This window comes from Microcella sp., assembly GCF_025808395.1.
Taxonomy (GTDB): domain Bacteria; phylum Actinomycetota; class Actinomycetes; order Actinomycetales; family Microbacteriaceae; genus Microcella.
In genome coordinates, this window is record NZ_CP075524.1 from 2459089 (window position 1) to 2482035 (window position 22947).

A 22947-nucleotide genomic window follows, 5' to 3' on the forward strand; every position below is an offset into this window, starting at 1 on the left:
GAACTGCGACCTGACCGCGCGCCCGCAGGCACGCCGCGGTAGACTGGCTCTGTCGCGACTGGCGTTCAGATGGGTCACCATCAGGAAGCGACTGACACGGTGTGGGGCCGTACGCCTGGGCCCCAAACGCACACCCGCCGGCGAGTCCGGCCGAGCCCAAGGAGCCCTCCGTGTCTGATCGACTGCCTTCTTCATTCAACGACGCGCTCGTCGACGTCGACCCCGAGATCGCCGCCGTGCTCGATCAAGAGCTCAGCCGCCAGCGCCACACCCTCGAGATGATCGCGAGCGAGAACTTCGTGCCGCGCGCGGTGCTCGAGGCGCAGGGCTCGGTGCTCACGAACAAGTACGCCGAGGGCTACCCCGGCAAGCGCTACTACGGCGGCTGCGAGTTCGTCGACATCGCCGAGAGCCTCGCCATCGAGCGCGCGAAGTCGCTCTTCGGTGCCGAGTTCGCCAACGTGCAACCGCACTCGGGCGCCACAGCCAACGCCGCAGTGCTGCATGCGATCGCAAGCGCCGGCGACACGATCCTCGGCCTCGAACTCGCCCACGGTGGGCACCTCACGCACGGCATGAAGCTCAACTTCTCGGGCCGCCTCTACAACGCGGTCAGCTACGGCGTGAATCCCGAGACGATGCTCATCGACATGGATGCTGTACGCGACGCCGCCCTCGAGCACAAGCCTCGAGTCATCATCGCAGGCTGGTCGGCGTACCCCCGCCAGCTCGACTTCGCAGCCTTCCGTTCGATCGCCGACGAGGTCGGTGCAACCCTGTGGGTCGACATGGCGCACTTCGCCGGGCTCGTCGCCACCGGATTGCACCCCAACCCGGTTCCCTTCGCCGACGTCGTGAGCTCGACCGTGCACAAGACCCTCGCGGGCCCGCGCTCCGGTGTGATTCTCAGCAACAACGAAGACCTGTTCAAGAAGCTCAACTCGGCCGTGTTCCCCGGCCAGCAGGGCGGGCCGCTCATGCACGTCATCGCGGCCAAGGCCGTGGCGTTCAAGCTCGCCGCGTCACCCGAGTTCGCCGACCGTCAGCAGCGCACGGTGCGGGGTGCGAGCATCCTCGCCGATCGGCTCACCTCAGACGACGCGCGCGCCGCCGGCGTCGACGTGCTCACGGGCGGCACCGATGTGCACCTCGCGCTCGTCGACCTGCGCACGAGCGAGCTCGACGGCAAACAGGCCGAAGACGTGCTGCACGAGGTCGGCATCACGGTCAACCGCAACTCGGTGCCCTTCGACCCGCGGCCTCCGATGGTGACGAGTGGGGTGCGCATCGGCACGCCCGCGCTCGCCACGCGCGGCTTCGGCGACGAAGAGTTCACCGAGGTCGCCGACATCATCGCGCACGCGCTCATGCCGCAGCCCGACATCGCGGCATTGCGTGCGCGGGTCGAGACGCTCACGACCGCGTTTCCGCTCTACCCGGGGCTGTAGCCATGAGCGCTTCGACAGCGCAGCGCCTCGACGGCTCGGCCACTGCGGCGGCGATCAAGGCCGAGCTCACGCTGCGCGTCGCCGCCTTGCGCGAGCGCGGCATCGTGCCGGGCCTCGCGACCGTGCTCGTCGGCGACGACCCCGGCTCGCAGTGGTACGTGGCAGGCAAGCACAAAGACTGCGCCGAGGTCGGCATCGCGTCGATCCGTCGCGACCTGCCTGACACCACCACGCAAGCTGAGCTCGAATCCGTCATCGACGAGTTGAACGCCGACCCCACGGTGACGGGCTTCATCGTGCAGCTGCCCCTGCCGAAGCACCTCGACACCGACGCGATTCTCGAGCGCTTGCATCCCGACAAAGATGCCGACGGGCTGCACCCCACCAACCTGGGCCGCCTCGTACTGCGCGTCGATCGGCCGATCGACACGCCGCTGCCGTGCACGCCGCGCGGCGTCATCGAGCTCGTCGAACGCCACGGGCTGTCGTGGGCCGGCAAAGACGTGGTCGTGATCGGGCGCGGCGTCACGGTCGGTCGGGCCATCGGCTCGCTGCTGACGCGGCGCGAGTACAACGCGACCGTCACGCTGACACACACGGGCACGACCGATCTCGCATCGCACTTGCGTCGGGCCGACGTCATCGTCGCCGCGGCCGGCGTGCCCGGCATCGTGAAGGCCGCCGACGTCAAGCCCGGCGCGATCGTGCTCGACGTCGGCGTCTCGCGGCTCGTCGACCCCGACACTGGCGTCTCGCGCATTGCGGGCGACGTGGCCGACGACGTCGCGACGGTCGCGTCGTGGATCTCGCCGAACCCCGGCGGCGTCGGCCCCATGACGCGAGCCCTCCTGCTCGCCAACGTCGTCGAGACGGCGGAGCGCGCCACCCGCTAGACCGCACCAGCCCCCGTTCGCTACCCTGGTGGCATGGAGTTGTGACGCAGTCGACCGTCCCGCGCCCGAGGCTGAGCCCGGCGGGAACACTGCGAACCCTGGCGGAACTCCATGTCTACAACTCTGTCTACTGGCACGCGCGCGCCCCTCATCGCGCGCGGTGTGACCCGAATCGTCGACGGCCGCGAGGTGCTGAGCGGCGTCGACCTCGTCGTGCCGCCCGGCGCGCGACTCGGCCTCATCGGCGAGAACGGTGCGGGCAAGTCGACTCTGCTGCGCCTGCTGGCGGGCGTCGACGAGCCCGACGGCGGCGAGATCGAGCGGCCCGTGCGGCTCGGCTGGCTGCCGCAAGAGGTGCCGTTCGATGACGGGATGCCCGTCTCGAGCATCCTCGACGCCGCCGAAGCGCCTCTGCTCGACGTCGAACGCCGACTCGAGGCGGCAGCGGCTGCGCTCGACGGCGACCCCGACGCGGCCGAGGCCTATGCCGCCGCGCTCGACGAGGCCGAGCGCCTCGAGCTGTGGAGCCGGCACGCGCGCCGCGATGCGCTGCTCGAGGCCTTCGGTGTGGCGAGCATCCCGGGCTCGACGCCGCTCGGGGCCATCTCGGGGGGCCAGCGCAGTCGCCTCGCCCTCGCGGCGCTGCTGTTCAGCCGACCAGACGCGCTCGTGCTCGATGAGCCGACCAACCACCTCGACGATCGCGCCGTCGAGTCGTTGCGCGAGCACCTGCTCGCCTGGAGAGGCCCCGTGCTGTTCGCGAGCCACGATCGCGCGTTTCTCGACGACGTGGCCACCGAACTCGTCGACCTCGACCCGAGTCGGCGAGCGGCGTCGGGCGAGAACGGGGGAGGGCAGGCGGTGCGCTACGGCGGCGGGTTCACCGACTACCTCGCCGAGAAGGCGCTCGAGCACGATCGATGGGTGCGCGACCACGCGCTCGAGCAGCGCGAGCTCGGGCAGTTGCGTCAGACCGTGAAGGTCACCGCACGCGAGCTCGGCAACGCCGACCGTCGCGTGCGCGACAACGACAAATTCGTCAAGAACTTCAAGCAGGCGGGTATCGACACGGCGGTGGCCCGCCGAGTGCGTGACGCCGAGCGGCGCCTCGCCGAGCTCGAGACGGCGCAGCTGGGCGCCCCGCCCGAGCCGCTGCGCTTCGCCGGGCTGCCGTCGGGCTTCGCCGCACTCGACGACGAGCAGCCGCTGCTCGCGCTCGAGAACGCGGCGGTCAACCGCCGGCTCGCACCCGTGACGCTCGCACTGCGCGCTGGAGACCGGATGCTCGTCACGGGTCCGAACGGCTCGGGAAAGTCGACGCTGCTCGGGGTGCTCGCGGCGAGCATCCCGATCGATGGCGGTCGGCGCACCGCGCGACAGAAGGTGCGCGTGGGCGTGCTCGCCCAAGACACCCGCATCGCCGAGCCGCACCGCACGCCCCGCGAACTCTATGCGGCGGCGCTCGGTGAGGGGCGGGCGGCGGCGGTGCCGCTCGCGAGCTTGGGGCTGCTCGCCGACCGCGACCTCGACCGCCCGGTCGGCGCGCTCTCGGTCGGGCAGCAGCGCCGCGTCGAGCTCGCGCTCGTGCTCGGCCGACCGCCGCACGTGCTGCTGCTCGACGAGCCCACGAACCACCTCTCGCTGCAGCTCGCGACCGAGCTCGAAGACGCGCTCGGCACCCACCCTGGCGCCGTCGTCGTGGCGAGCCACGACCGCTGGTTGCGCCGCCGCTGGTCGGGCCCCGAGCTCACCCTGTGATTCGATGCGGGTCAGTAGCGGCCGGTCGCGAGGCGCACACGCACGCGCTGCCCCGGCCGCAGCTGGGCGAGCAGATCGAGCGAGCCGTCGACGACGACGGCGATGACGGGGTATCCGCCCGTGACGGGGTGGTCGGGGCCGAGCACGGTGGGCGCGCCGTCGGGGGAGACCTGGATGCTGCCCCACAGCATTCCCTCACTCGCCAGCTCGACGCCCGCGAGGTGGGCACGCCGCTCGAGCGCTGCACCTTCGAGGCGCACCCCCGTGCGGTCGCTGCGCGCCGACGTCACCCACTCGCTCGAGAGCAGCACGCGCCACGCGTCATCGGTGAACCAGTCGAGTCGCGGGCCCGGCCGCACACCCAGCTCGACGACCCCATCGGCGGGGGCATCGATCGGCACGAGGTCGGCAGCGGGCACGGGCGTCGCCGGCGCGGGCCCGATCGGCAGCTCGTCACCGGCGCGCAGCGGCTCGGGTCCGAGTGCGGCGAGAGTGTCGCGCGAGCGAGAGCCGAGCACAGGGTCGACCTCGATGCCGCCCCGCAGAGCGACTGTCGTGCGCAGGCCGTGCGTCACCGGGCCGAGCTGCAGCTCTGCGTCGGCCTCGACGAGCACGGCGGTGTGGGGCTCGACGCGGAGACGCCGACCGTCAGCACCGAGCAGTGCGGTCTCGCCCCGCGCCCCGGTCACGGCGAACCAGGTGCCAGCGGGCAGGCCCAGCCGAAGACCGCCGAGCAGGCACTCGAGTGCGGCGGCGGTGTCGGGGTTGCCGACGAGGCGATTGGCGAGCCGATGCGCTGCGCGGTCGAAGGCACCCGAGGCGCTCAGACCCCAGCGCGCGAGGCCAGGGCGACCGAGGTCGTGCACGAGCGTGAGCGCGCCCGGCTCGATGACGCGCACGACGCTCACGCCTGCACCTCGGTGAACCGCACACGGGTGCCCGGGGCGACGAGTGCTGGTGGGTCTCGTTCGGCATCCCACAGCACCGCGTCGGTGCGCCCGATCAGCTGCCAGCCCCCGGCAGACGCCCGCGGATACACGCCGCAGTAGTCCGCGGCGAGGGCGATCGACCCCGCCGGAACTCGTGACCGCGAGGTCGCGCGGCGCGGCACGGCGGGCAGTCGTGCTGCGCCGACCGGCACGAGGTACCCGAATCCGGCAGTGAAGCCGATGAACGCGCACACCCACTCGACCTCGGCGTGACGCTGCGCCACCGCGTCGACCGAGCACCCCCAGGCCGCGGCGACGACGTCGAGATCGTCACCGTCGTAGATGACGGGCAGCGTGATCGTGTCGCCTGCGGGCAGATCGAGAGCGGTGACCCCGTGCTCGCGCAACCAGTACTCGGCGTGACCGAGCCCGATCACCTCAGGGTCGATGCGCACGAGCACCGTGCGCGCCCCCGGCACGAGTTCGATAACGCCGGGCGCAGGCGCCGCACTCCAGGCGGCGTGCGCCCCCAGTGCGAGCTCGAGCGAGTCGAACTCGGCGAGCAGCGCGCGGTCGCCGTACGGCAGCACTCTCATGCGAACGCGGTGACCTCGACGCCGGCACGGTCGAGCGCAGTGCGCACGGCCCTCGCGAGGTCGACGGCGCCCGCCGTGTCGCCGTGCACGCAGAGCGAGTCGACGCGCGCCGCGACCTCGGTGCCATCGAGCGCGACGACGACGCCTTCGGTGGCGATGCGCACGGCCCGCTCGGCGACGTCGCGCGGGTCGGTGAGCACCGCACCATCGAGGCCGCGTGGCGCCAGGGTTCCGTCGGCGAGGTAGCCGCGATCGGTGAAGGCTTCGCGCACGAACCGCACCCCGGCTCGCGCGCACGCGGCCTCGATCGCCGAGCCCGGCAGCCCCAGCACCGGCAGGGCGAGGCCGTGGGCGACATCGACGACCACTTCAGCCACCTCGAGGTCGACGGCGACGCGGTTGTAGAGCGCGCCGTGCGGCTTGATGTGGCTGAGCACGCCGCCGACGTGCGCTGCCATGCCCGCCAGTGCCGACACCTGATAGAGCACGTCGGCGTGCAGCTGCTCTGCCGGTACCTCCATCTCGCGACGACCGAACCCGGCAAGGTCGCGATACGACGGATGCGCTCCGATCGCCACGCCGCGCAACACGGCGGTGCGGCACGCGTCGAGCATGACCGTCGGGTCTCCGGCGTGAAACCCGCACGCCAGATTGGCGCTCGTCACGAGCTGGAGCATGCTCGCGTCGTCGCCCATGCTCCACGCCCCGAACGACTCGCCCAGGTCGCTGTTCAGATCGACGGTCGGCATGCCGAGAGCCTACGGCCCGCAGGCGCGGTGCGGGAGGCCGGGTTGCGCCGCCATGCGCTGTGCGCGCGTGCGACCATTCGTGAGCATCCCCCGAATGAGGTCTGGTCGCCGCGCTGCGCCTGAGCAATAATTCGTCGGGGGCCAACAGGCCTCCACCACGACGAGAGGGGTACGAGTGCCACTCGGCCTGCCCCCTCACCTCGCCACGCGCACCACGAGCACGGCCGTCGCGCGAGCCGGCCACGCCGGCGCGGCCGTGTGCCTCGTCGGCATCGGTGTCATCGTGATCTCAGTGCAGGCCTACCTGCCGCAGTTGATCGTCTGGCCGGCGCTCATCGTGCTGCTGCCGATGATCGTGCTGCTCGTGCTGCTCGAGCGCGCTCCGAGCCCGTTCATCGCGGCCAGCTACCTGCTCATCGGCGGCTTGTGCGTCTTCTGGTACACCCTGATCGTGTCGCGGCAGCTCGACACTCCCGTCGCGAACGACGACTACACGATCATTCTGTTCAAGCTCGCGCTGATTCTCGTGATCGGAGTCGGCTCGAGCCTGAGCGCGTCGATGCTCTGGACCACCGGCGGGTTCATCGTCGGCGAGGTCGCCTCGCTCTGCGCTCTGCTGTGGCTCGGCTCGGCCTGGGCTGTCGACCCGATGACCGTCATCGCGTGGTTCGTGATCGTCGGGCTTCTGGGATTCATGCGCCTCGAACGGTTAACTCACCTCGACGCGCAGGTCGAGCTCTACCGAGCGGCGCGCGACGAGATGCTCGCAGAGGTGCGCGGCGTGTTCGAAGCTCGAGCGACAGCGCTGCTGCACGACACGGTGCTCAATCAGCTCGCCGTGATCACCGCGACGCAGAGAGCCTTGTCGCCCGCGGCGCGCGACGCCATCACCGCCGACCTCGAGTCGATCGTCGGTCAGCAGTGGTTCGAGGTCGAGCCCTCGACGGGTGCCGCAGACGCGCACCGCGCCTCTCGCCTGCGAGATGCCATCGACGATGCGGCGGCGGGTGACGTGAACGTCACAGTATCGGGTTCAGAGCACGCGCTCGACGCGCTCGACAGCGAGGCGTTCGACGAGTTCACGCGCGCGATCGCGCAGTGCATCGCGAATGTGCGAAGGCACGCGGGCGTCGGCGAGGCCGACGTGGTGCTGGGCGGCTCTGACCATGAGGTGTCGGCGATGGTCATCGATGCGGGCCGCGGCTTCGCGCTCGACGCGCAGACCGACGGCCGACTCGGTGTGGCGACGAGCATCGTCGGGCGGCTCGAGACCATCGGCGGCACCGCAGTCGTGTGGTCGCAGCCCGGCCAGGGCACCTCGGTGCTGCTACGGGTGCCGATCTCAGACGCTGCCGTGCGAGGCGATTCGTCATGACGTCGCACCCCCGTCTCGTCTCGCGCCCCGAGCTCGCTCCGGCAGAGATCACTCTCGAGCGGCTCGATCCGCTCTCAGCTGCCGCTGCACGACCGGTGACGACAGGAGCAGCTGTGCTCATCATCGCCGTTCCGGTCGTCTCGATCGCCGTCAAGCTCGACGAGATCGTGCAGCCGGCGTGGCTCGTGCTGTCATTCGCTGCCCTCGTCGCTGTCGCGTGGTTGCTGCTCGATCGCTCTCGCGTGTATCGACCACTGTGGAAGACCTCGTCGGCGCAAGTGCTGCAGCTGCTGCTCGTCGTGATGACGGTGGCGAGCGTCGTGTCGACCTTGACGGCCAACGCCTATCTGCGCGACGACTGGGCGCCCTACGTCATCGGGGTCGTGCTCCTCGCGCTCGCGCCCTATCGCCCCGCGCGAGAGATCGCCTTCTGGGCAGCGGTGCACACGCTGCTCTGCGCGGTGCTCGGCATGCTGCAGGCGCCGTGGGCGATCAGCGACGTTCCGACCCTCACCTACGCTGTGACCGGCTCGCTGGGTGTCGCTCTGCTGGGGTTCGCCGCGGCAGCCTTCGCGCGCTCGTTGAACGGTGCCCTCCGCCACTGGCACGACCGGGCGTGGATGTCTGCCGAGCAGGCGGTGGTGCAGCAACGCACAGGGGTTGCTCGCTCGGTGCAGCAGCAGCGCATCACGCTGCTCAACCGCGAGGTCGTGCCCTACCTCAGCAGCATTGTCGGCGCGACCGAGCTCGACGACGGCGACCGCGACGAAGCGCGGCGTCTCGCCCGCAGCATCCGCGCCCTGCTCGTGGCCGATGTCGAACGCTCGTGGGCTCAGACCTTGCTCGATGAGCTGACAGCGCGGCACCCGCAACTCAACATCGAGGCGGTCGCCGATGACCCCGAGAACGCGGGTGAGGCAGCGTCGCTCGAGCAGCGCACCCTCGTGCGTGCCATCGCCGACGTGAGCATTCGACGCCTCGCAGCCACGAAGGTCGAGCTGCGGCTGCGCGCTCCGCAGGGGCGACTGAGCGTGCGATGCGAGATCATGACACCGCTCTCGATGACGGATGCTCGCCGCGAGCTGCGAGGCATGATCGAGATCGTGCGCGGACTCACCGAGAGTTCGCGGGTCATAGAGCGCGAGGGTCGAATCGCCCTAGAGTTTGAGTATGGATACTGACGGTCGCACGCCCCACAGCGTGCGCCTCGCGATTCTCGACGATCATGAGCTGCTGCTCGACAGCCTCGCGTCGTGGATCGATGCTCACGCCCCCGACTTCGAGCTCGTGCTGACGGCACCGACCTGGTTCGAGCTGGTGCAGAGCGATCAGTTTCCGACCGACCTCGTGCTGCTCGACTTTCAACTGCAAGAGCCGGTGTCGATCGAGGCTCGGGTGCGCACCTGCCGCGCCGCCGGTGCGAAGGTGATCGTGCTGACGAGCCTCGATACCGCCGAGGCGCGCGAGCGTGCCTTTGATGCGGGTGCGTCAGCATTTCTGGCGAAGACGATGCCGCTCGGTGAGGTCATGGAGACCGCACGCAGGGTCATGGGCATGCAGTCGACCGGCGAGCCGGTGCGCGACTGGAGGCCGCTGCCGAAGGGGGCCGAGCACCCTGCACGGCCGAAGCTGTCGGTGAGCGAGAAAGAGGCGTTGGCGCTCTATGCGAACGGGTACAGCATGAGTGAGGTGGCAGCCCAGATGCACGTGCAGTACGAGACCGCGAAGACCTATCTGCGCCGGGTGCGCGAGAAGTACGGCCGAGCGGGGCGGCCGGCGAGTTCGAAGGCCGACCTCATTCGTCGGGCCGCAGAAGACGGGCACCTGCTCTGATGGCCAAGCTCTACTTTCGGTACGGGGCCATGAACAGCGGCAAGAGCACCTCGCTGCTGCAGGCCGCCTACAACTATGAAGAGCGCGATCAAGCGGTCGTGCTCGCGAAGCCGCGCGTCGACACGAAGGGCGATCAGACGATCGTCTCGCGTCTCGGCGTGACCCGCCCGGTCGACTTCACGATCGATGCTGGCGACGACGTCTACGCGCGATTCCAGGCGCATCGCGCCTCGGTCATTCGCGAGTCAGGGCGCGATGTCGCGTGCCTGCTCGTCGATGAGGCGCAGTTTCTCACGATGCAGCAGGTCGACGATCTGCTGCGCATCGCCGTGCGCGAAGACGTGCCTGTACTGGCCTACGGAATCCGCACCGACTTTCAGACCGTCGCGTTTCCGGGCAGCCGCCGCCTGCTCGAGATCGCGCACTCGCTCGAAGAGCTGAAGACCATCTGCCGCTGCGGTCGCAAAGCGGTCTTCAACGGGCGCTCGATCGACGGAGTGTTCGTCTTCGACGGCGACCAGGTCGCGATCGACGGGGTCGATGTGACGTACGAATCGTTGTGCGCGGCCTGCTATCTCGACGAGTCGGGTGACAATCTCGCCTCAGGGTGGCGCGCCCCTGTCTCGCTCGACGACGTCGACCCGCTCGTGGTCGGCGCGCTCGGCCCCGACGACGACTTCAGCTGAGTCGCTCGCGCCGCTCGGGTGCGGCAGAAACGATGATCGGGACCGCCCTCAGGCGATCCCGATCAGTGTGAGTCGGGGTAACAGGATTTGAACCTGCGGCCTCGTCGTCCCGAACGACGCGCGCTACCAAGCTGCGCCATACCCCGGTGCTGCCGGTGCACGAGTGCGAGGGCAACCCGTCAAGAATAGCCGATGTCGTCGGCGACGAGCGTCACGAGCACCGCCTCGGGCGGGCAGGCGAATCGCACGGGTGCGTAGATCGACGTGCCGAGCCCCGCAGACACGTTCACGTACGCGGCCTTGTGGGCGTGCTGCCACACCGACAACCCGCGAGCTCTGTCTCGAGGAAGGTCGCAATTGGTCACGAGCGCACCGACGCCGGGAACACAGACCTGCCCGCCGTGGGTGTGACCCGCGAAGATCAGGTCGGCGCCCTGGGTGGTGAAGGTGTTGAGCACCCGCTGATACGGAGCATGGGTGACTCCGATCATGACGGCCGGGTCATCGGTGTCGTCGTCGTCGAGCTCGCGCAGAGCATCCACCTGCTCCGGCAGCTGATCGAGGCGATCCCACCCGCGGTGAGCATCGTTGACGCCCATGAATTCGAGAACCGATCGGTTGATGACCAGTTGCCCGACGGCGTTGTTGAGCGGCATCCAGCCGAGTCGATCGCGCAGCAGAGCCTCGAGGCCGTCGATGTCGATGCGTGTGGCCGACGCCGTCTCGCCCTTCGATGGGCCCATGAGGTAGGCGAACGGGTTCTTCGGGCTCGGGGCGAAGTAGTCGTTCGAGCCATGCACGAACACCCCTGGCACATCGGCCAGTGGAGTCAGAGCGCGGGTCAGCGCCTCGAGCGCATCGGGGTGACCCATGTTGTCGCCGGTGTTGACGACGAGATGCGGCTGCAGATCGGCGAGCGAGCGAACCCACTCGACCTTGTCGCGCTGCCACGGCGCCAGGTGCAGGTCGCTGAGGTGCAGAATGCGAATCGGATCGGCCCCGGGCGACAGCACGGGCACGACCTCACGACGCAATCGATAGGCACGACGTTCGATCGCGATGCCGTAGACGGCCGCGGCCGCCGCTGCCCCGAGGGCTGCGACGGCCGCGGTTCGCGCGACTGCGGTCACTGACACGAGTTCTTCGACACGGTCAGCGTGATCGTCGTCTCATACTTCACCTTCGACCCTGCCGCAGGACTCTGCGCCGTGACGATGTTGTGCAGGTCGGGATTGCCGCCTTCTTCCTCCGGCGGAATCTGCACGCACGTCTGAGCGACGTTGGTGAACCCGGCGTTGTTGAGTATGCCGCGCGCCGTGTTGTAGTCGACTTGAGGTGTGACCACGTCGGGCAGATTGATGAGGTTGCCCAGACTGATCGTCACCTTGACGGTCATACCGCGCGCGAGCAGGGTTCCCGGCGCGAAGTTCGCGCCGGTGACGAGGCCCTGTGCGAGCGCCGAGTCGGTCGAGTCGCCGACTTCGAAGCGGAACCCGAGTCCTTCGAGCAGCGACTTCGCCTGCTCTTGCGTGAACCCGGCGATGTCGGGCATCTGCACGCCCGAACCGGTGAGCAGTCTGCCGGGAGGGGCCGGGAATCCGAGGCCGCCGTACTGCGCGTTCACGGCCGCCATGAGCGGTCGGAAGATGTCGTGGCGCACTGCAGAACCGCTCGGGTAGCGCAGCATCGAGACACGGCCGGTGACGTTGCCCACCCAGACGGCGGTGGCGACCTCGGTGGTCGTGCCGACCATCCAGGTCTGGTTGTACGAGTCGGTCGATCCGGTCTTGCCGACGATCGGCACGCCGTCGCCGATGCGCGAGCGAGTCGCCGTTCCGCCCGTGATGACGGCGGCCATGGGAGCCGCTGCCGCGGCAGCGACCTCAGCCGTGATCGCTCGGCGGCAGTCGATCGACTGACCTGGCAGCTCGTTGCCGCCGCGGTCGACGATGCGGTCGACGGCGATGGGCTCGCAGTAGACGCCACCGTTGCCGATCGTCGCGAACGCCGACGCCATGGTCAGCGGCGCGATCTCGTTCGTGCCGAGGATCGCCGAGGGGTTGGTCTGCAGCGGGTTGCCGTCGGCGCGGTGCACACCCATCGACTCAGCGGCCGTGCGGATGGCGCACTGGTCGAGCTGCTCGCCCATCGATGCGTACGCCGAGTTGACCGAGCTCACGGTGGCGTTGAAGACGCTCATCGCGCCGCCCCCGCCGCCGCCGGAGTTCTTGAACCGCCAGAGGCCGCCCCAGGGGCCTCCGCCGTCTTCGCACGTGTCGAGGAAGGCGGCCTGGTTCAGCTCGAACCGCGACGCGTCGACGATCTCGTTGAGCCCGCGGTTCTCTTGCAGCCAGGCGACGAGCCCGAAGATCTTGTAGGTCGACCCGGTCTGGAACCCGCTCGAGCCGCCGTACTGGCGGTCGGTGGCGTAGTTGATCGCCGTCGTGGTCGGGTCTTCTGCACCCCGCAGCGAATCGTCGAAGGCGCGGTTCTGGGCCATGGTGATGATGCGGCCGGTGCGCGCCTCGACCGACACCGCCACGCTGCCGATGTCGAGAATCGTGCTCGTGGGCGGAATCAGCTCGCGCACACGGTCTTGCGCCACGCCCTGCAGCGAGAGGTTCATCGTGGTGTAGACGTCGTAGCCGCCGAGCTTCCAGTTGGCCAGTCGCTCTTCTTCGGTCGACCCGAGCGATTCGAGGTTCTTGACGTTCTTCACGACGTAGTCGCAGAACTGCTTCGCGTAGGCGCTCGCGGCGATGCAGCCGTTCGCGGGCGGAGTGATCGTGACGAACTCTTCGTCGACGGGCGTGTCGAGCGCCTCTTGCAGCTCGGCTGCCGTGATGAAGCCCTCTGAGGCCATCGCTCGCAGAATGTAGTTGCGGCGCGCTTCGTTGGCCGGGTACTTCTCGGGCGAGTTGAGCGCACGGGCGCCCGGCTGCTGCACGATCGCGATGAGGCTCGCCGCCTGTGCGATGGTGACGTCGCTCGCCGGTACGCCGAAGTACTGCTGCGCTGCCGCTTGAATGCCGTAGGTGTTGCCGCCGAAACCGGCGATGTTCAGGTAGGCGAGAAGAATCTCGTCTTTCGTGTACTCCTTCTCGAGCCCGATCGCGAGCTTCGCCTCTTTGAGCTTGCGCTCGAGACTCTGCTCTTGCGCCTGGGCGATGAGGGCGTCACGCTCTTCGATCGTGTCTGCCTTGAGAGCCTCGGTGATGAAGATGTTCTTGACCAGCTGCATCGTCAGAGTCGATGCACCCGACTCGACGCCGCCTGAGCTCAGGTTGCCGAGGCCGGCGCGGATGATGCCCTGCATGTCGACGCCGCCGTGCTCGTAGAAGCGACGGTCTTCACCCGCGATCGTGGCGTCTTTCACATACTGCGACACCTCGTCCCACGACACTTCTTCGCGGTTCTCGGCGAAGACCGTGGCGATCTGCACGAAACCGTCGTCGGGGTTGGCAGTGTTCTGCGCATAGAGCGCGTTGCGCTGCGTCTGCTCGTTGATGCGGATGTATTCGGGAAGACCTTCGAAGATTCCGATGGTGTTGCTCGCTGCCATTCCGGTGACGGCGAGGGCCGGGGTGACCATGACGGTCACGAGAACTCCGGCGAGTGCGCTGAGCCCGAGCATGCCGGCGATAGCGCCGATGACTCCTGAGGCTTTCTGATTCTGGGCAGACATATGCTTAAGGGTACGCCACCGGGCTTATGACGACGCTGAATGGAACCTGCAATGACTCAATGGGAGTACCTCACGACTCCGCTCATGATTCACACGACTCAAGCGATTCTCAACAACTGGGGGTCAGAGGGCTGGGAGCTCGTGCAGGTCGTGCCCGGCCCGGAAGGCGGGCTCGTCGCCTATCTGAAGCGCCCGGTCGAGGCGGTGTCGGCATGAGCCGCATCGACGCTCGACTCGCCGAGCTCGGCATCAGCATCCCGCAGCTGGCGAAGCCGGTGGCCGCCTATGTTCCCGCCACCACGAGCGGAAACCTGGTCTTCACCGCCGGGCAGCTGCCGTTCGTCGACGGGGCCCTGCCCGCCACCGGCAAGGTCGGTGCCGAGGTGAGCGCCGACGATGCCGCTGGCTACGCGCGCATCTGCGTGCTCAACGCGCTCGCCGCCGCCGAGAGCGTCATCGGCTCGCTCGACCGCGTGACGCGCGTCGTCAAGGTGACGGGATTCGTGGCCTCTGCCCCCGACTTCTCGGGCCAGCCCGCAGTGCTCAACGGCGCGTCGACCGTGCTCGGCGAGATCTTCGGCGACATCGGCCAGCACGCGCGCAGCGCCGTCGGCGTGGCGGTGCTGCCGCTCGATGCCCCCGTCGAGGTCGAACTCGTGCTCGAATTCGCGTAGCTCGAGTTCGCCCAGCTCGGAGTCGCCAGCGCTACTGCATCGTGTCGCTGATGAGGCGGATGACGCTCGTGTCGGTGAGCGTCGTCGTGTCGCCGATCTCGCGCCCCTCGGCCACGTCTTGCAGCAGCCTGCGCATGATCTTGCCCGAACGGGTCTTCGGCAGCTCGGCGACGATGAACACCTGACGCGGCCGGGCGATGGCACCGATCTGCTGGGCGACATGCGCTCGCAGCAGATCGCTGGCCTCGCTGGCCGTCACCGTGCCCTCTTTGCGCGAGCGCAGAATGACGAACGCCACGACGGCTTGCCCCGTGGTGTCGTCGTGCGCGCCGACCACGGCCGCCTCGGCCACGAGCTCGTGCGAGACGAGCGCCGACTCGATCTCCATCGTCGACAGGCGGTGGCCCGAGACGTTCATGACATCGTCGACGCGCCCGAGCAGCTGCACGTCGCCGTCTTCGTCGAGGTGGGCTCCGTCGCCGGCGAAGTAGTACGGGCCGCCCTCGAGGTGCGCGAACTTCGACCAGTAGGTCTCGCGAAAACGGTCGGGGTCGCCCCAGATGCCGCGCAGCATGCTCGGCCAGGGCTCGGTGACGACGAGCAACCCGCCGGCCTCCTTGCCCACGTGCATGCCCTCGTCGTCGAGCACGTCGATGCTGATGCCCGGCAGCGGCACTTGCGCAGACCCCGGCTTGGTGGTGGTGATGCCGGGCAGGGCGCTGATCATGATGCCGCCCGTCTCGGTCTGCCACCAGGTGTCGACGATCGGCGTGCGACCGCCGCCGATGATGTCGCGGTACCAGACCCATGCCTCGGGGTTGATGGGCTCGCCGACCGAACCGAGTACGCGCAGGCTCGACAGGTCGAACTCTTGCGGCACCTCGCGGCCGATCTTCATGAATGAGCGAATCGCCGTCGGGGCTGTGTAGAAGATCGAGACCTTGTACTTCTGGATGATCTCCCACCAGCGCCCCGCGTGCGGGGTATCTGGCGTGCCCTCGTAGACCACTTGCGTCGCGCCGTTCGCGAGCGGTGCGTAGACGACGTAGCTGTGCCCAGTGATCCAGCCGACGTCGGCGGTGCACCAGTAGACGTCGGTCTCAGGGTGCAGGTCGAAGACGTTCTTGTGGGTGAAGGTGGTCTGGGTGAGGTAGCCGCCCGAGGTGTGCAGAATGCCCTTCGGCTTGCCGGTCGTGCCCGAGGTGTAGAGGATGAAGAGCGGGTTCTCGGCCGGGAAGGCCTGGGCCTCGTGCTCGTCGCTCACCGCCGCCATCTCGTCGTGCCACCACAGGTCGCGGCCATCGACCCAGGGCACGACGTTCTCGCCGCGCCGCACGACGAGTACGTGCTCGACGGTCGCAGCGTTCGCCGAGAGCGCCTCGTCGACCGTCGTCTTGAGCGGAAAGACCTTGCCCTTGCGCCAGCCGCCGTCGGCGGTGATGACGAGCTTGGCATCGGCATCCTCGATGCGCGCCCTGAGCGATTCGGCGCTGAAGCCGCCGAACACGACCGAGTGCACGGCGCCCAGGCGGGCGATGGCGAGCATGGCGATGATCGCTTCGGGAATCTGCGGCATGTAGATCGCCACGCGGTCGCCCTGGCCGATGCCGAGCTTCGCGAGCACGTTCGCGGCGCGCTTCACCTCGCTCGTCAGCTCGGCGTAGGTGATCGTGCGAGAGTCGCCGGGCTCGCCCTCCCAGTGAATGGCCACGCGGTCGCCGTTGCCCGCGAGCACATGGCGGTCGAGGCAGTTGTATGCCACGTTGAGCTCGCCGTCGTCGAACCAGCGCGCGAAGGGCGGGTTCGACCAGTCGAGGGTCTGCGTGAAGGGAGTGTGCCAGTGCAGTTCTCGCGCTTGCTTCGCCCAGAACGCGAGCCGGTCGGCGCGCGCCTCGTCGTAGATCTCGGGCTTCGCCACGGCGTTCGCGGTGAACGCTGGGTCGGGCGCAAAGCGGCGGTTCTCGTGCAGAAGGCTGTCGATCGAAGTCGTTGACATCGTCATCCTTGGTCGATGTGAAGCGGACTGGCCTGGTCTGCCGCGTTCGTGACGGGGAACCCCGCCATCTTAGAGCCCGACGGGTTCGGGCGCCTTTCACGCCCTCGGATGAGCAGAAAGTGAAACATGAACAGTACGTTTCACCCCCCTTCGGGGGGCATTTTGCTGAGTCCTCCCTATGGAGGACAAAATGGGGGGCGAAAAGTCTTGACGTGGCGAACAGTCGCAATACACTTGACATCGTCAGCAGCAAGTCTGACTTAGGCAGCGCGAAAGATTCCCCCCAATCCCGTGTTGCTGTGGCGGCGTCCGATTCCCCCCAATGTGGACGCCGCCCCTGACGTCACGAAGGCCCCTCCTCATGAGGGGCCTTCGTTCTTTCTCTCCCCGGATGCCCTCCGCACGCCCTCGGCGACGCCCGACGCCGCGCACTCTCGAGTCATGCAGCGCTTCGTGCCTCGAGACCCGCGGGTGCCCCGCCTCACCATCGAGCAGTCTGAAACGGATGCGAGCTCGTCGACGGCGTCGGCCCCGGCACTCGAACGCACCTTCAGCGCAGCAGTGCGGGCGGCACTGGGCCCGCTCGCCGCCGTCGCCGCCGACCCGGAGGCGACCGACGTCTTTCTCACCCCAGACGGCGCCGTGTGGCGCGACCGCGGCACGGGCACCGAGCGCGTTCTCGGCGTGCGTTTCGAGCCTGCAGCAGCTCGTGAGCTCGCCATCGCACTCATCAGCGCGGGTGGCCGGCACGTCGACGAGTCGACGCCGTGCACCGACGTGCGGCTCGGTGAGGGCATGCGGGTGCACGTCGCGCTGCCGCCGATCGCCTGGTCGGGCACCGCCATCTCTCTGCGACTGCCGCGAGTTCACCGCGTGACACTCGAGGCGAGCGGCGTTGGCGATGCCGCACTCACGGCACTGCGCCGAGCGCTCGTCGAGCGAGAGACCGTGCTCTTCACCGGGGCGACGGGCAGCGGCAAGACCACACTGCTGGCGGCATGGCTCAGCGACGCCGCCTCGAGCGATCGCATCGTCGTGATCGAAGACGTCGCCGAGGCGGCGATCGCGCATCCGCATGTGGTGGCCCTCGAGTGCCGGCAGGCGAACATGGAGGGGGCGGGCGAAGTCGACCTCGCGAGGCTGGTGCGTGAAGCACTGCGCATGCGCCCCGATCGCCTCGTGGTGGGCGAATGCCGTGGTGCCGAGGTGCGCGAGTTTCTGGCTGCCCTCAACACCGGTCATCGCGGCGGCGCCGGCACGCTGCACGCCAACTCGATCGCCGACGTCGCCGCGAGGCTCGAAGCCGTCGGCATGATCGCGGGGTTGACGCCAGAAGCGCTGGCGCGCCAGGCCATCAGCGGCATCGACCTGATCGTGCACCTCGAGCGCTCGCGAGACGGCCGACGTCGGGCGAGCCTCGGCAGGTTCGCGCTCGATGACCGCGAACGGCTCACCGTCATCGCAGAGTCATGATGACGAGTGATGCGGCCCTCGCCCAGCACCTGCACCGCCTGGCGGTGCTCATCTCGGCGGGCGTTAGCCCGGTTGCGGCGTGGGGGCATGTCGCCGACGCGGCCGAGCCGACCGACGAGCTCGCACAGCGCGTCGCCGACGCAGCGGTCGACGGGTGCGACGTGCCGACGGCGATCGACGCAGCGCTGCAGCCCGCCGACGGCGTGATCCGACCGACGGCCGAGCGTTCGTGGCGCGCGCTCGAGGCCGCGTGGCGCGTGGCGCTGGCGAGCGGCGCCCCGCTCGCTCCCGCCCTGAGGGCCTTCGCCGACGCCTTGCGCGACCGCGAGGCCGCGCGGCGCGATATCGAGGTCGCCCTCGCGGGGCCCCGGTCGACGGCGCGCATCGTCATGGTGCTTCCCGCAGTGGCGGTGCTGCTCGGGCTGCTCATGGGAGTCGATCTCGCCGCCACCCTCACGTCGCCGCTCGGCGCGGCCTCTCTCGTGCTGGGCGGTGTGCTCATCATCGCCGCGAGACGATGGATGCGGCGGCTGCTGCGCGCCGCCGAGCCGCCGCAGTCGAGCGACGCGCTCGCCCTCGATCTGCTCGCCGTCGCCGTCGCCGGAGGGGGTGCACCTGAGTCGGCCGCGGCCCTCGTGCTGCACGAGCTCGAGCGAGTCTCGGCCCCGGTCGATGCGGGTCGGCTCGACGGGCTCGTTCGGCTCTCGCGTCGCGCCGGAGCGCCCCTCGGCGAGCTGGCGAGGGCTGAAGCGGCACAAGTGCGCGCCCGCGAGCGGGCCGATGCTCGTGAGGGTGCTGAGCGACTCGCTGTCAGACTCATGCTTCCCCTCGGAGCATGTGTGCTGCCGAGCTTTCTGCTGCTCGGCGTCGTGCCCATGCTGCTCGGCCTGTTGTCCTCCACAGCGCGGGTGTTCTAGGCGCGGGGCATCGGTGAGCATCGCCCCACGCCGCGCCGAGCGGGTGTTCGCCAGACTGCTCTCGTTCGTGCCGACCCCAGCCCCTCGCGGGCCCGACGAACGGACACCGATGATGACCGACTCCCCCCTCTCCTCTCACCGAGACGCTGCTGCCCGCGCATCGCGACGCCGATCGCTGCTCACCGACGATCGGGGCGCGGCCACGGCCGAGTACGCGATCGCGACCATGGCGGCGGTCGGGTTCGCGAGTCTGCTCGTCGTCATCATGCAGAGCGACGAGGTGCGCGGCATTCTCACCGACCTCGTGCGCACGGCGCTCACGGTCGGGGGGTGACCCGGCTGACCGCCTCGAGAGACCGGGGTGCGGTGACCGCCGAAGTGGCGGTCACCCTGCCCGTCGTCGTGCTGGTGCTCGCAGCGTGTCTCGGCGGCCTCGGTCTCGCGGCTGCGCACGTGCGCGCTCAAGATGCCGCAGCCGACGCCGCGAGGCTGCTCGGCCGGGGCGAGGCTCTCGAGGTGGCGCAGCAGCACGTCGCCCGAACTGTTGCCGGTGCGACCCTTGTCGTGACGCGACCGCGCGATCTGGTGTGCACGACGGTGCAGTTCGAGCAGCGCGTCATGCTCGTGCCCGTCGTGCTCACGGCGTCATCCTGCGCGCTCGACGGCGGGTGGTGACCCGGGTGCGCCGCACACTCGTGCACGACAGTCGAGGGGCGGGCAGCGTGCTCGTCGTCAGTCTCGTCGCGGTGGTCACGATCACCGGGCTGACCCTGCTCGGCGCCGGCCACGCGCTCGTGCGCGGCCAGCAGGTCACGGCGGCCGCCGATGCCGCGGCGCTCGCCGCCGCCGACGTGCTGCTGGGCTGGGTGCCGGGCGAGCCGTGCGAGGTTGCCGAGCGCGTCGCGGCCGCCCATCGCGTGCGACTCAGCCAGTGCGCCGCCGAAGGGCTCAGCGTGGTCGTGCGAGTCGAGACGGGCATCCTCGGCATCACCGTTTCGCGGTCAGCCCGCGCCGGTGCGCCAGACGCTCTGCGCGAGCGCTCAGCAGAATCATGTGTATGGTGTGCCTGATCGCGGCATTGCGCCGCGGCATCAGTCGGGGTGCGGAGAGAATCCCCCCGGGCGCACCATCACGACAGTAAAGAGGAACCCCGTGTCACCAGCCAAGAAGCTCGTCATCGTCGAGTCGCCTGCCAAGGCGAAGACGATCGGCAAGTACCTCGGCGACGACTTCGAGGTGCAGGCCTCGGTCGGGCACATTCGCGACCTCGTCGAACCCAAGAACCTTCCGCCCGAGCTCAAGAAGGGCCCGCTGGGCAAGTTCTCGATCGATGTCGAGAACGGCTTCGAGCCCTACTACGTCGTCTCTGACTCGAAGAAGAAGACCGTTGCCGATCTCAAGCGTGCGCTGAAAGATGCCGACGAGCTCTGGCTGGCCACCGATGAAGACCGCGAGGGCGAGGCGATCGCGTGGCACCTGCTCGAGGTGCTGAAGCCGAAAGTGCCCGTCAAGCGCATGGTCTTTCACGAGATCACGGCCGAAGCGATTCAGCGCGCGGTCGATGCCACGCGCGACCTCGACACGGCGCTCGTCGACGCGCAAGAGACGCGCCGCATTCTCGATCGGCTCTACGGCTATGAAGTGAGCCCCGTGCTCTGGCGCAAGGTCGGCCCCGGGCTGAGCGCGGGCCGCGTGCAGTCGGCGGCGACGCGACTGGTGGTCGACCGCGAACGCGAGCGACTCGCCTTCGTGACGGCGAGCTATTGGGATCTCGACACCACCATGACCCCGACCGGCGGCGATGCGCCCTTCACCGCGCGGCTCAACCGGCTCGACGGCAAGAAGGTGGCCTCGGGTCGCGATTTCACCGATCGCGGCGAGCTCAAGAACGCCGACACGGTGGCGCTCGACGAAGCAGTCACGACGACGCTCGCTGACGCTCTGCGCGACCCGGCGCTCGCCGTCACGGTGACGGGCGTCGAGTCGAAGCCGTACACGCGTCGACCCGCCGCGCCCTTCACGACCTCGACACTGCAGCAAGAGGCCGGGCGCAAGTTGCGGTTCACTGCCCGTCAGACGATGTCGGTCGCCCAGTCGCTCTACGAGAACGGCTACATCACCTACATGCGCACCGACTCGACGACGCTCTCGAAGCAAGCCGTCGACGCCGCGCGCGCGCAGGCGGCGCAGTTGTACGGTGCCGACACCGTGCCCGACCAGCCGCGGGTCTACGCCAGCAAGTCGAAGAACGCGCAAGAGGCGCACGAAGCCGTGCGCCCCGCGGGCGACGTCTTCCGCACCCCGAGCGAGCTCGAAGGCACCCTTCGGGGCAACGACTGGAAGCTCTACGACCTCATCTGGAAGCGCACGGTCGCGAGCCAGATGGCCGACGCGCGCGGCCAGACCGCGAGCGTCACCATCGAAGCGGGCCCGACGCCGGCGAGTGCACAGCCCTCGGGCGTGATCGCTGAGTTCGCCGCGAGCGGCACCGTCATCACCTTCCGCGGCTTCCTCGCCGCCTACGAAGAGAGCCGCGACGACGAGCGAGAGCTCGCAGACAAGAGCGAACCGGCCGAGGCCAAGCTGCCGCCGCTCACCGTGGGCCAGGCGCTCAGCGTCGTCGACGTCGAGGCGAAAGGTCACGAGACGAGCCCGCCGGCGCGCTACACCGAAGCCAGCCTGGTGAAGGCGCTCGAAGAGCGAGGTATCGGTCGGCCCTCGACCTATGCGGCGATCATCTCGACCATCATCGACCGCGGCTATGTCACGCCACGGGGCACCGCGCTCGTTCCGAACTGGGTCGCCTTCTCGGTGGTGCGCCTGCTCGAAGAGAACTTCTCCGACCTCGTCGAATATGACTTCACCGCTGAGATGGAGGCCGACCTCGACCGCATCGCCAACGGCGAAGCCGACCGCACCGAGTGGCTGAAGGGCTTCTACTTCGGCGACGACCGCCAACCCGGCCTTCGGCCCGTGGTCGACAATCTGGGTGAGATCGACGCCCGAGCGCTCAACTCGATGCCCATCAGCGACACGATCACCCTCCGCGTCGGCAAGTACGGCCCCTACCTCGAGGTGGCAGAAGAGGGCTCCGAGACGCCGCGACGGGTGAGCATTCCGTCAGAGCTCGCGCCCGACGAGCTGACGCCCGCTCGAGCCCAAGAGCTCATCGATGCGCCGATCGCCGGTGACCGCGTGCTCGGCCTCAACCCGGAGACGGGCAAGCAGGTGGTCGCCAAAGACGGTCGCTTCGGGCCGTACGTGACCGAACTCGACCCTGAACCCGTTGCTGACGCAGAGCCCGCGTCGGCTGCACCGATGGTCGACACCACGACCGGAGAGGTTCTCGACGAGGGCGCGGTCACGAAGAAGCCAGCCGCCAAGAAGAAGGCTCCGGTCGAGAAGCCCCGCACAGCCTCGCTGTTCAAGAGCATGGATCCGGCCACCGTCGATCTCGAGACGGCACTCAAGCTGCTCAGCCTTCCCCGAGTGGTAGGCGACGACCCAGAGTCGGGTGAGCCGATCACGGCGCAGAACGGCCGCTACGGGCCCTACCTGAAGAAGGGCACAGACACGCGATCGCTCGACGCAGAAGATCAGATCTTCGAGATCGACCTCGCGGGTGCCGTCGCGAAGTTCGCCGAGCCCAAGTACGGAGCCCGCAAAGCTTCGAGCGCGCTGAAAGAGTTCGACGCTGATCCGGTCAGCGGCAAGCCGATCAAGCTCAAAGACGGCCGCTTCGGCCCCTACGTGACCGACGGCGAGACCAACGCGACGGTGCCCCGCGGAGAAGATCCGATGGAGGTCGATTTCGAGCGAGCGGTGCAGCTCATCGCTGACCGACGAGCGAAGGGGCCAGCCAAGAAGCCGGTCAAGCGTGCGGCGAGCGCCGGAGCCAAGAAGACGCCGGCGAAGCGCGCCGCCAAGAAGTGAGC

General features: G+C 68.9%; 21 protein-coding genes, 1 tRNA gene and 1 riboswitch. Of the genes, 15 read left to right on the forward strand and 7 right to left on the reverse strand.

Translation table 11 applies throughout. The features are described from left to right. Positions 1–44 precede the first annotated feature (44 nt). A riboswitch (ZMP/ZTP riboswitch) is annotated at positions 45–128 on the forward strand. Between the two features lie 42 nt (positions 129–170). The 3 genes from glyA to KIT89_RS12015 all read left to right on the forward strand — a co-directional run bounded on the left by glyA (position 171) and on the right by KIT89_RS12015 (position 4099). Further along, positions 171–1448 carry a serine hydroxymethyltransferase gene (glyA, locus tag KIT89_RS12005; protein WP_297601960.1) on the forward strand — a complete coding sequence of 426 codons (1278 nt, stop codon included), beginning with the start codon at positions 171–173 and terminating at the stop codon, positions 1446–1448. Between the two features lie 2 nt (positions 1449–1450). After that, the gene (locus KIT89_RS12010; protein ID WP_297601962.1) at positions 1451–2341 is read left to right on the forward strand and encodes a bifunctional methylenetetrahydrofolate dehydrogenase/methenyltetrahydrofolate cyclohydrolase; all 891 of its coding nucleotides are present in this window, start codon (positions 1451–1453) and stop codon (positions 2339–2341) included. Between the two features lie 111 nt (positions 2342–2452). Continuing rightward, positions 2453–4099, forward strand: a complete 1647-nt coding sequence (locus KIT89_RS12015) for an ABC-F family ATP-binding cassette domain-containing protein (RefSeq protein ID WP_297601964.1) — start codon at positions 2453–2455, stop codon at positions 4097–4099. 11 nt (positions 4100–4110) lie between these two features. Here KIT89_RS12015 and KIT89_RS12020 read toward each other — a convergent pair whose 3' ends face one another. The 3 genes from KIT89_RS12020 to KIT89_RS12030 are packed head-to-tail and all read right to left on the reverse strand — an operon-like array spanning position 4111 to position 6373. Beyond that, positions 4111–5007 carry a biotin-dependent carboxyltransferase family protein gene (locus KIT89_RS12020; protein ID WP_297601966.1) on the reverse strand — a complete coding sequence of 299 codons (897 nt, stop codon included), beginning with the start codon at positions 5005–5007 and terminating at the stop codon, positions 4111–4113. Further along, positions 5004–5624, reverse strand: coding sequence for an allophanate hydrolase subunit 1 (locus tag KIT89_RS12025; protein ID WP_297601968.1), 621 nt, complete (start codon positions 5622–5624; stop codon positions 5004–5006). The genes KIT89_RS12020 and KIT89_RS12025 overlap by 4 nt, the downstream gene beginning before the upstream one ends. After that, entirely contained in the window at positions 5621–6373 is a 753-nt protein-coding gene (locus tag KIT89_RS12030; RefSeq protein ID WP_297601970.1) for a LamB/YcsF family protein, read from the reverse strand. The genes KIT89_RS12025 and KIT89_RS12030 overlap by 4 nt, the downstream gene beginning before the upstream one ends. A 175-nt stretch (positions 6374–6548) precedes the next feature. Here KIT89_RS12030 and KIT89_RS12035 point away from each other — a divergent pair, with 175 nt between their 5' ends. The 4 genes from KIT89_RS12035 to KIT89_RS12050 are packed head-to-tail and all read left to right on the forward strand — an operon-like array spanning position 6549 to position 10267. Continuing rightward, the gene (locus KIT89_RS12035; protein ID WP_297601971.1) at positions 6549–7748 is read left to right on the forward strand and encodes a hypothetical protein; all 1200 of its coding nucleotides are present in this window, start codon (positions 6549–6551) and stop codon (positions 7746–7748) included. Continuing rightward, a complete protein-coding gene (locus KIT89_RS12040) occupies positions 7745–8929 on the forward strand; it encodes a hypothetical protein (protein ID WP_297601973.1) in 1185 nt (394 codons plus the stop codon). Before KIT89_RS12035 ends, KIT89_RS12040 begins: the two co-directional genes overlap by 4 nt. Continuing rightward, positions 8919–9581 carry a response regulator transcription factor gene (locus KIT89_RS12045; protein WP_297601975.1) on the forward strand — a complete coding sequence of 221 codons (663 nt, stop codon included), beginning with the start codon at positions 8919–8921 and terminating at the stop codon, positions 9579–9581. Before KIT89_RS12040 ends, KIT89_RS12045 begins: the two co-directional genes overlap by 11 nt. Continuing rightward, a complete protein-coding gene (locus KIT89_RS12050) occupies positions 9581–10267 on the forward strand; it encodes a thymidine kinase (RefSeq protein WP_297601977.1) in 687 nt (228 codons plus the stop codon). The genes KIT89_RS12045 and KIT89_RS12050 overlap by 1 nt, the downstream gene beginning before the upstream one ends. Positions 10268–10339: 72 nt before the next feature. Here KIT89_RS12050 and KIT89_RS12055 read toward each other — a convergent pair. From KIT89_RS12055 to KIT89_RS12065, 3 genes are all read right to left on the reverse strand, one after another. Further along, a tRNA-Pro gene (locus KIT89_RS12055) sits at positions 10340–10413 on the reverse strand. 33 nt (positions 10414–10446) lie between these two features. Next, a complete protein-coding gene (locus tag KIT89_RS12060; protein WP_297601979.1) occupies positions 10447–11403 on the reverse strand; it encodes a metallophosphoesterase in 957 nt (318 codons plus the stop codon). Next, a complete protein-coding gene (locus tag KIT89_RS12065) occupies positions 11394–13952 on the reverse strand; it encodes a transglycosylase domain-containing protein (protein WP_297601981.1) in 2559 nt (852 codons plus the stop codon). The genes KIT89_RS12060 and KIT89_RS12065 overlap by 10 nt, the downstream gene beginning before the upstream one ends. Before the next feature lie 51 nt (positions 13953–14003). On the opposite strand from KIT89_RS12065, the gene KIT89_RS12070 reads away from it, so the two are divergent. Together KIT89_RS12070 and KIT89_RS12075 are read left to right on the forward strand one after the other, a co-directional pair. Next, the gene (locus KIT89_RS12070; protein ID WP_297601983.1) at positions 14004–14168 is read left to right on the forward strand and encodes a DUF4177 domain-containing protein; all 165 of its coding nucleotides are present in this window, start codon (positions 14004–14006) and stop codon (positions 14166–14168) included. After that, positions 14165–14626, forward strand: a complete 462-nt coding sequence (locus KIT89_RS12075; RefSeq protein WP_297601985.1) for a RidA family protein — start codon at positions 14165–14167, stop codon at positions 14624–14626. The genes KIT89_RS12070 and KIT89_RS12075 overlap by 4 nt, the downstream gene beginning before the upstream one ends. A 31-nt stretch (positions 14627–14657) precedes the next feature. Here the strand turns inward: KIT89_RS12075 and acs are convergent, their stop codons facing one another. Then, positions 14658–16622, reverse strand: a complete 1965-nt coding sequence (acs, locus tag KIT89_RS12080) for an acetate--CoA ligase (RefSeq protein WP_297601987.1) — start codon at positions 16620–16622, stop codon at positions 14658–14660. 441 nt (positions 16623–17063) lie between these two features. Here acs and KIT89_RS12085 point away from each other — a divergent pair, with 441 nt between their 5' ends. From KIT89_RS12085 to topA, 6 genes are all read left to right on the forward strand, one after another. After that, positions 17064–18095, forward strand: a complete 1032-nt coding sequence (locus tag KIT89_RS12085) for a CpaF family protein (RefSeq protein WP_297601988.1) — start codon at positions 17064–17066, stop codon at positions 18093–18095. Beyond that, on the forward strand, positions 18092–19012 hold the full coding sequence (locus KIT89_RS12090) for a type II secretion system F family protein (RefSeq protein WP_297601990.1): 921 nt from the start codon (positions 18092–18094) through the stop codon (positions 19010–19012). Before KIT89_RS12085 ends, KIT89_RS12090 begins: the two co-directional genes overlap by 4 nt. A 112-nt stretch (positions 19013–19124) precedes the next feature. After that, positions 19125–19346, forward strand: a complete 222-nt coding sequence (locus KIT89_RS12095) for a DUF4244 domain-containing protein (RefSeq protein WP_297603966.1) — start codon at positions 19125–19127, stop codon at positions 19344–19346. Then, entirely contained in the window at positions 19343–19687 is a 345-nt protein-coding gene (locus KIT89_RS12100; RefSeq protein ID WP_297601992.1) for a TadE family type IV pilus minor pilin, read from the forward strand. Before KIT89_RS12095 ends, KIT89_RS12100 begins: the two co-directional genes overlap by 4 nt. A 5-nt stretch (positions 19688–19692) precedes the next feature. After that, on the forward strand, positions 19693–20082 hold the full coding sequence (locus KIT89_RS12105; RefSeq protein ID WP_297601994.1) for an Rv3654c family TadE-like protein: 390 nt from the start codon (positions 19693–19695) through the stop codon (positions 20080–20082). Between the two features lie 82 nt (positions 20083–20164). Then, on the forward strand, positions 20165–22945 hold the full coding sequence (gene topA, locus KIT89_RS12110; protein ID WP_297601996.1) for a type I DNA topoisomerase: 2781 nt from the start codon (positions 20165–20167) through the stop codon (positions 22943–22945). Positions 22946–22947: the final 2 nt, after the last annotated feature.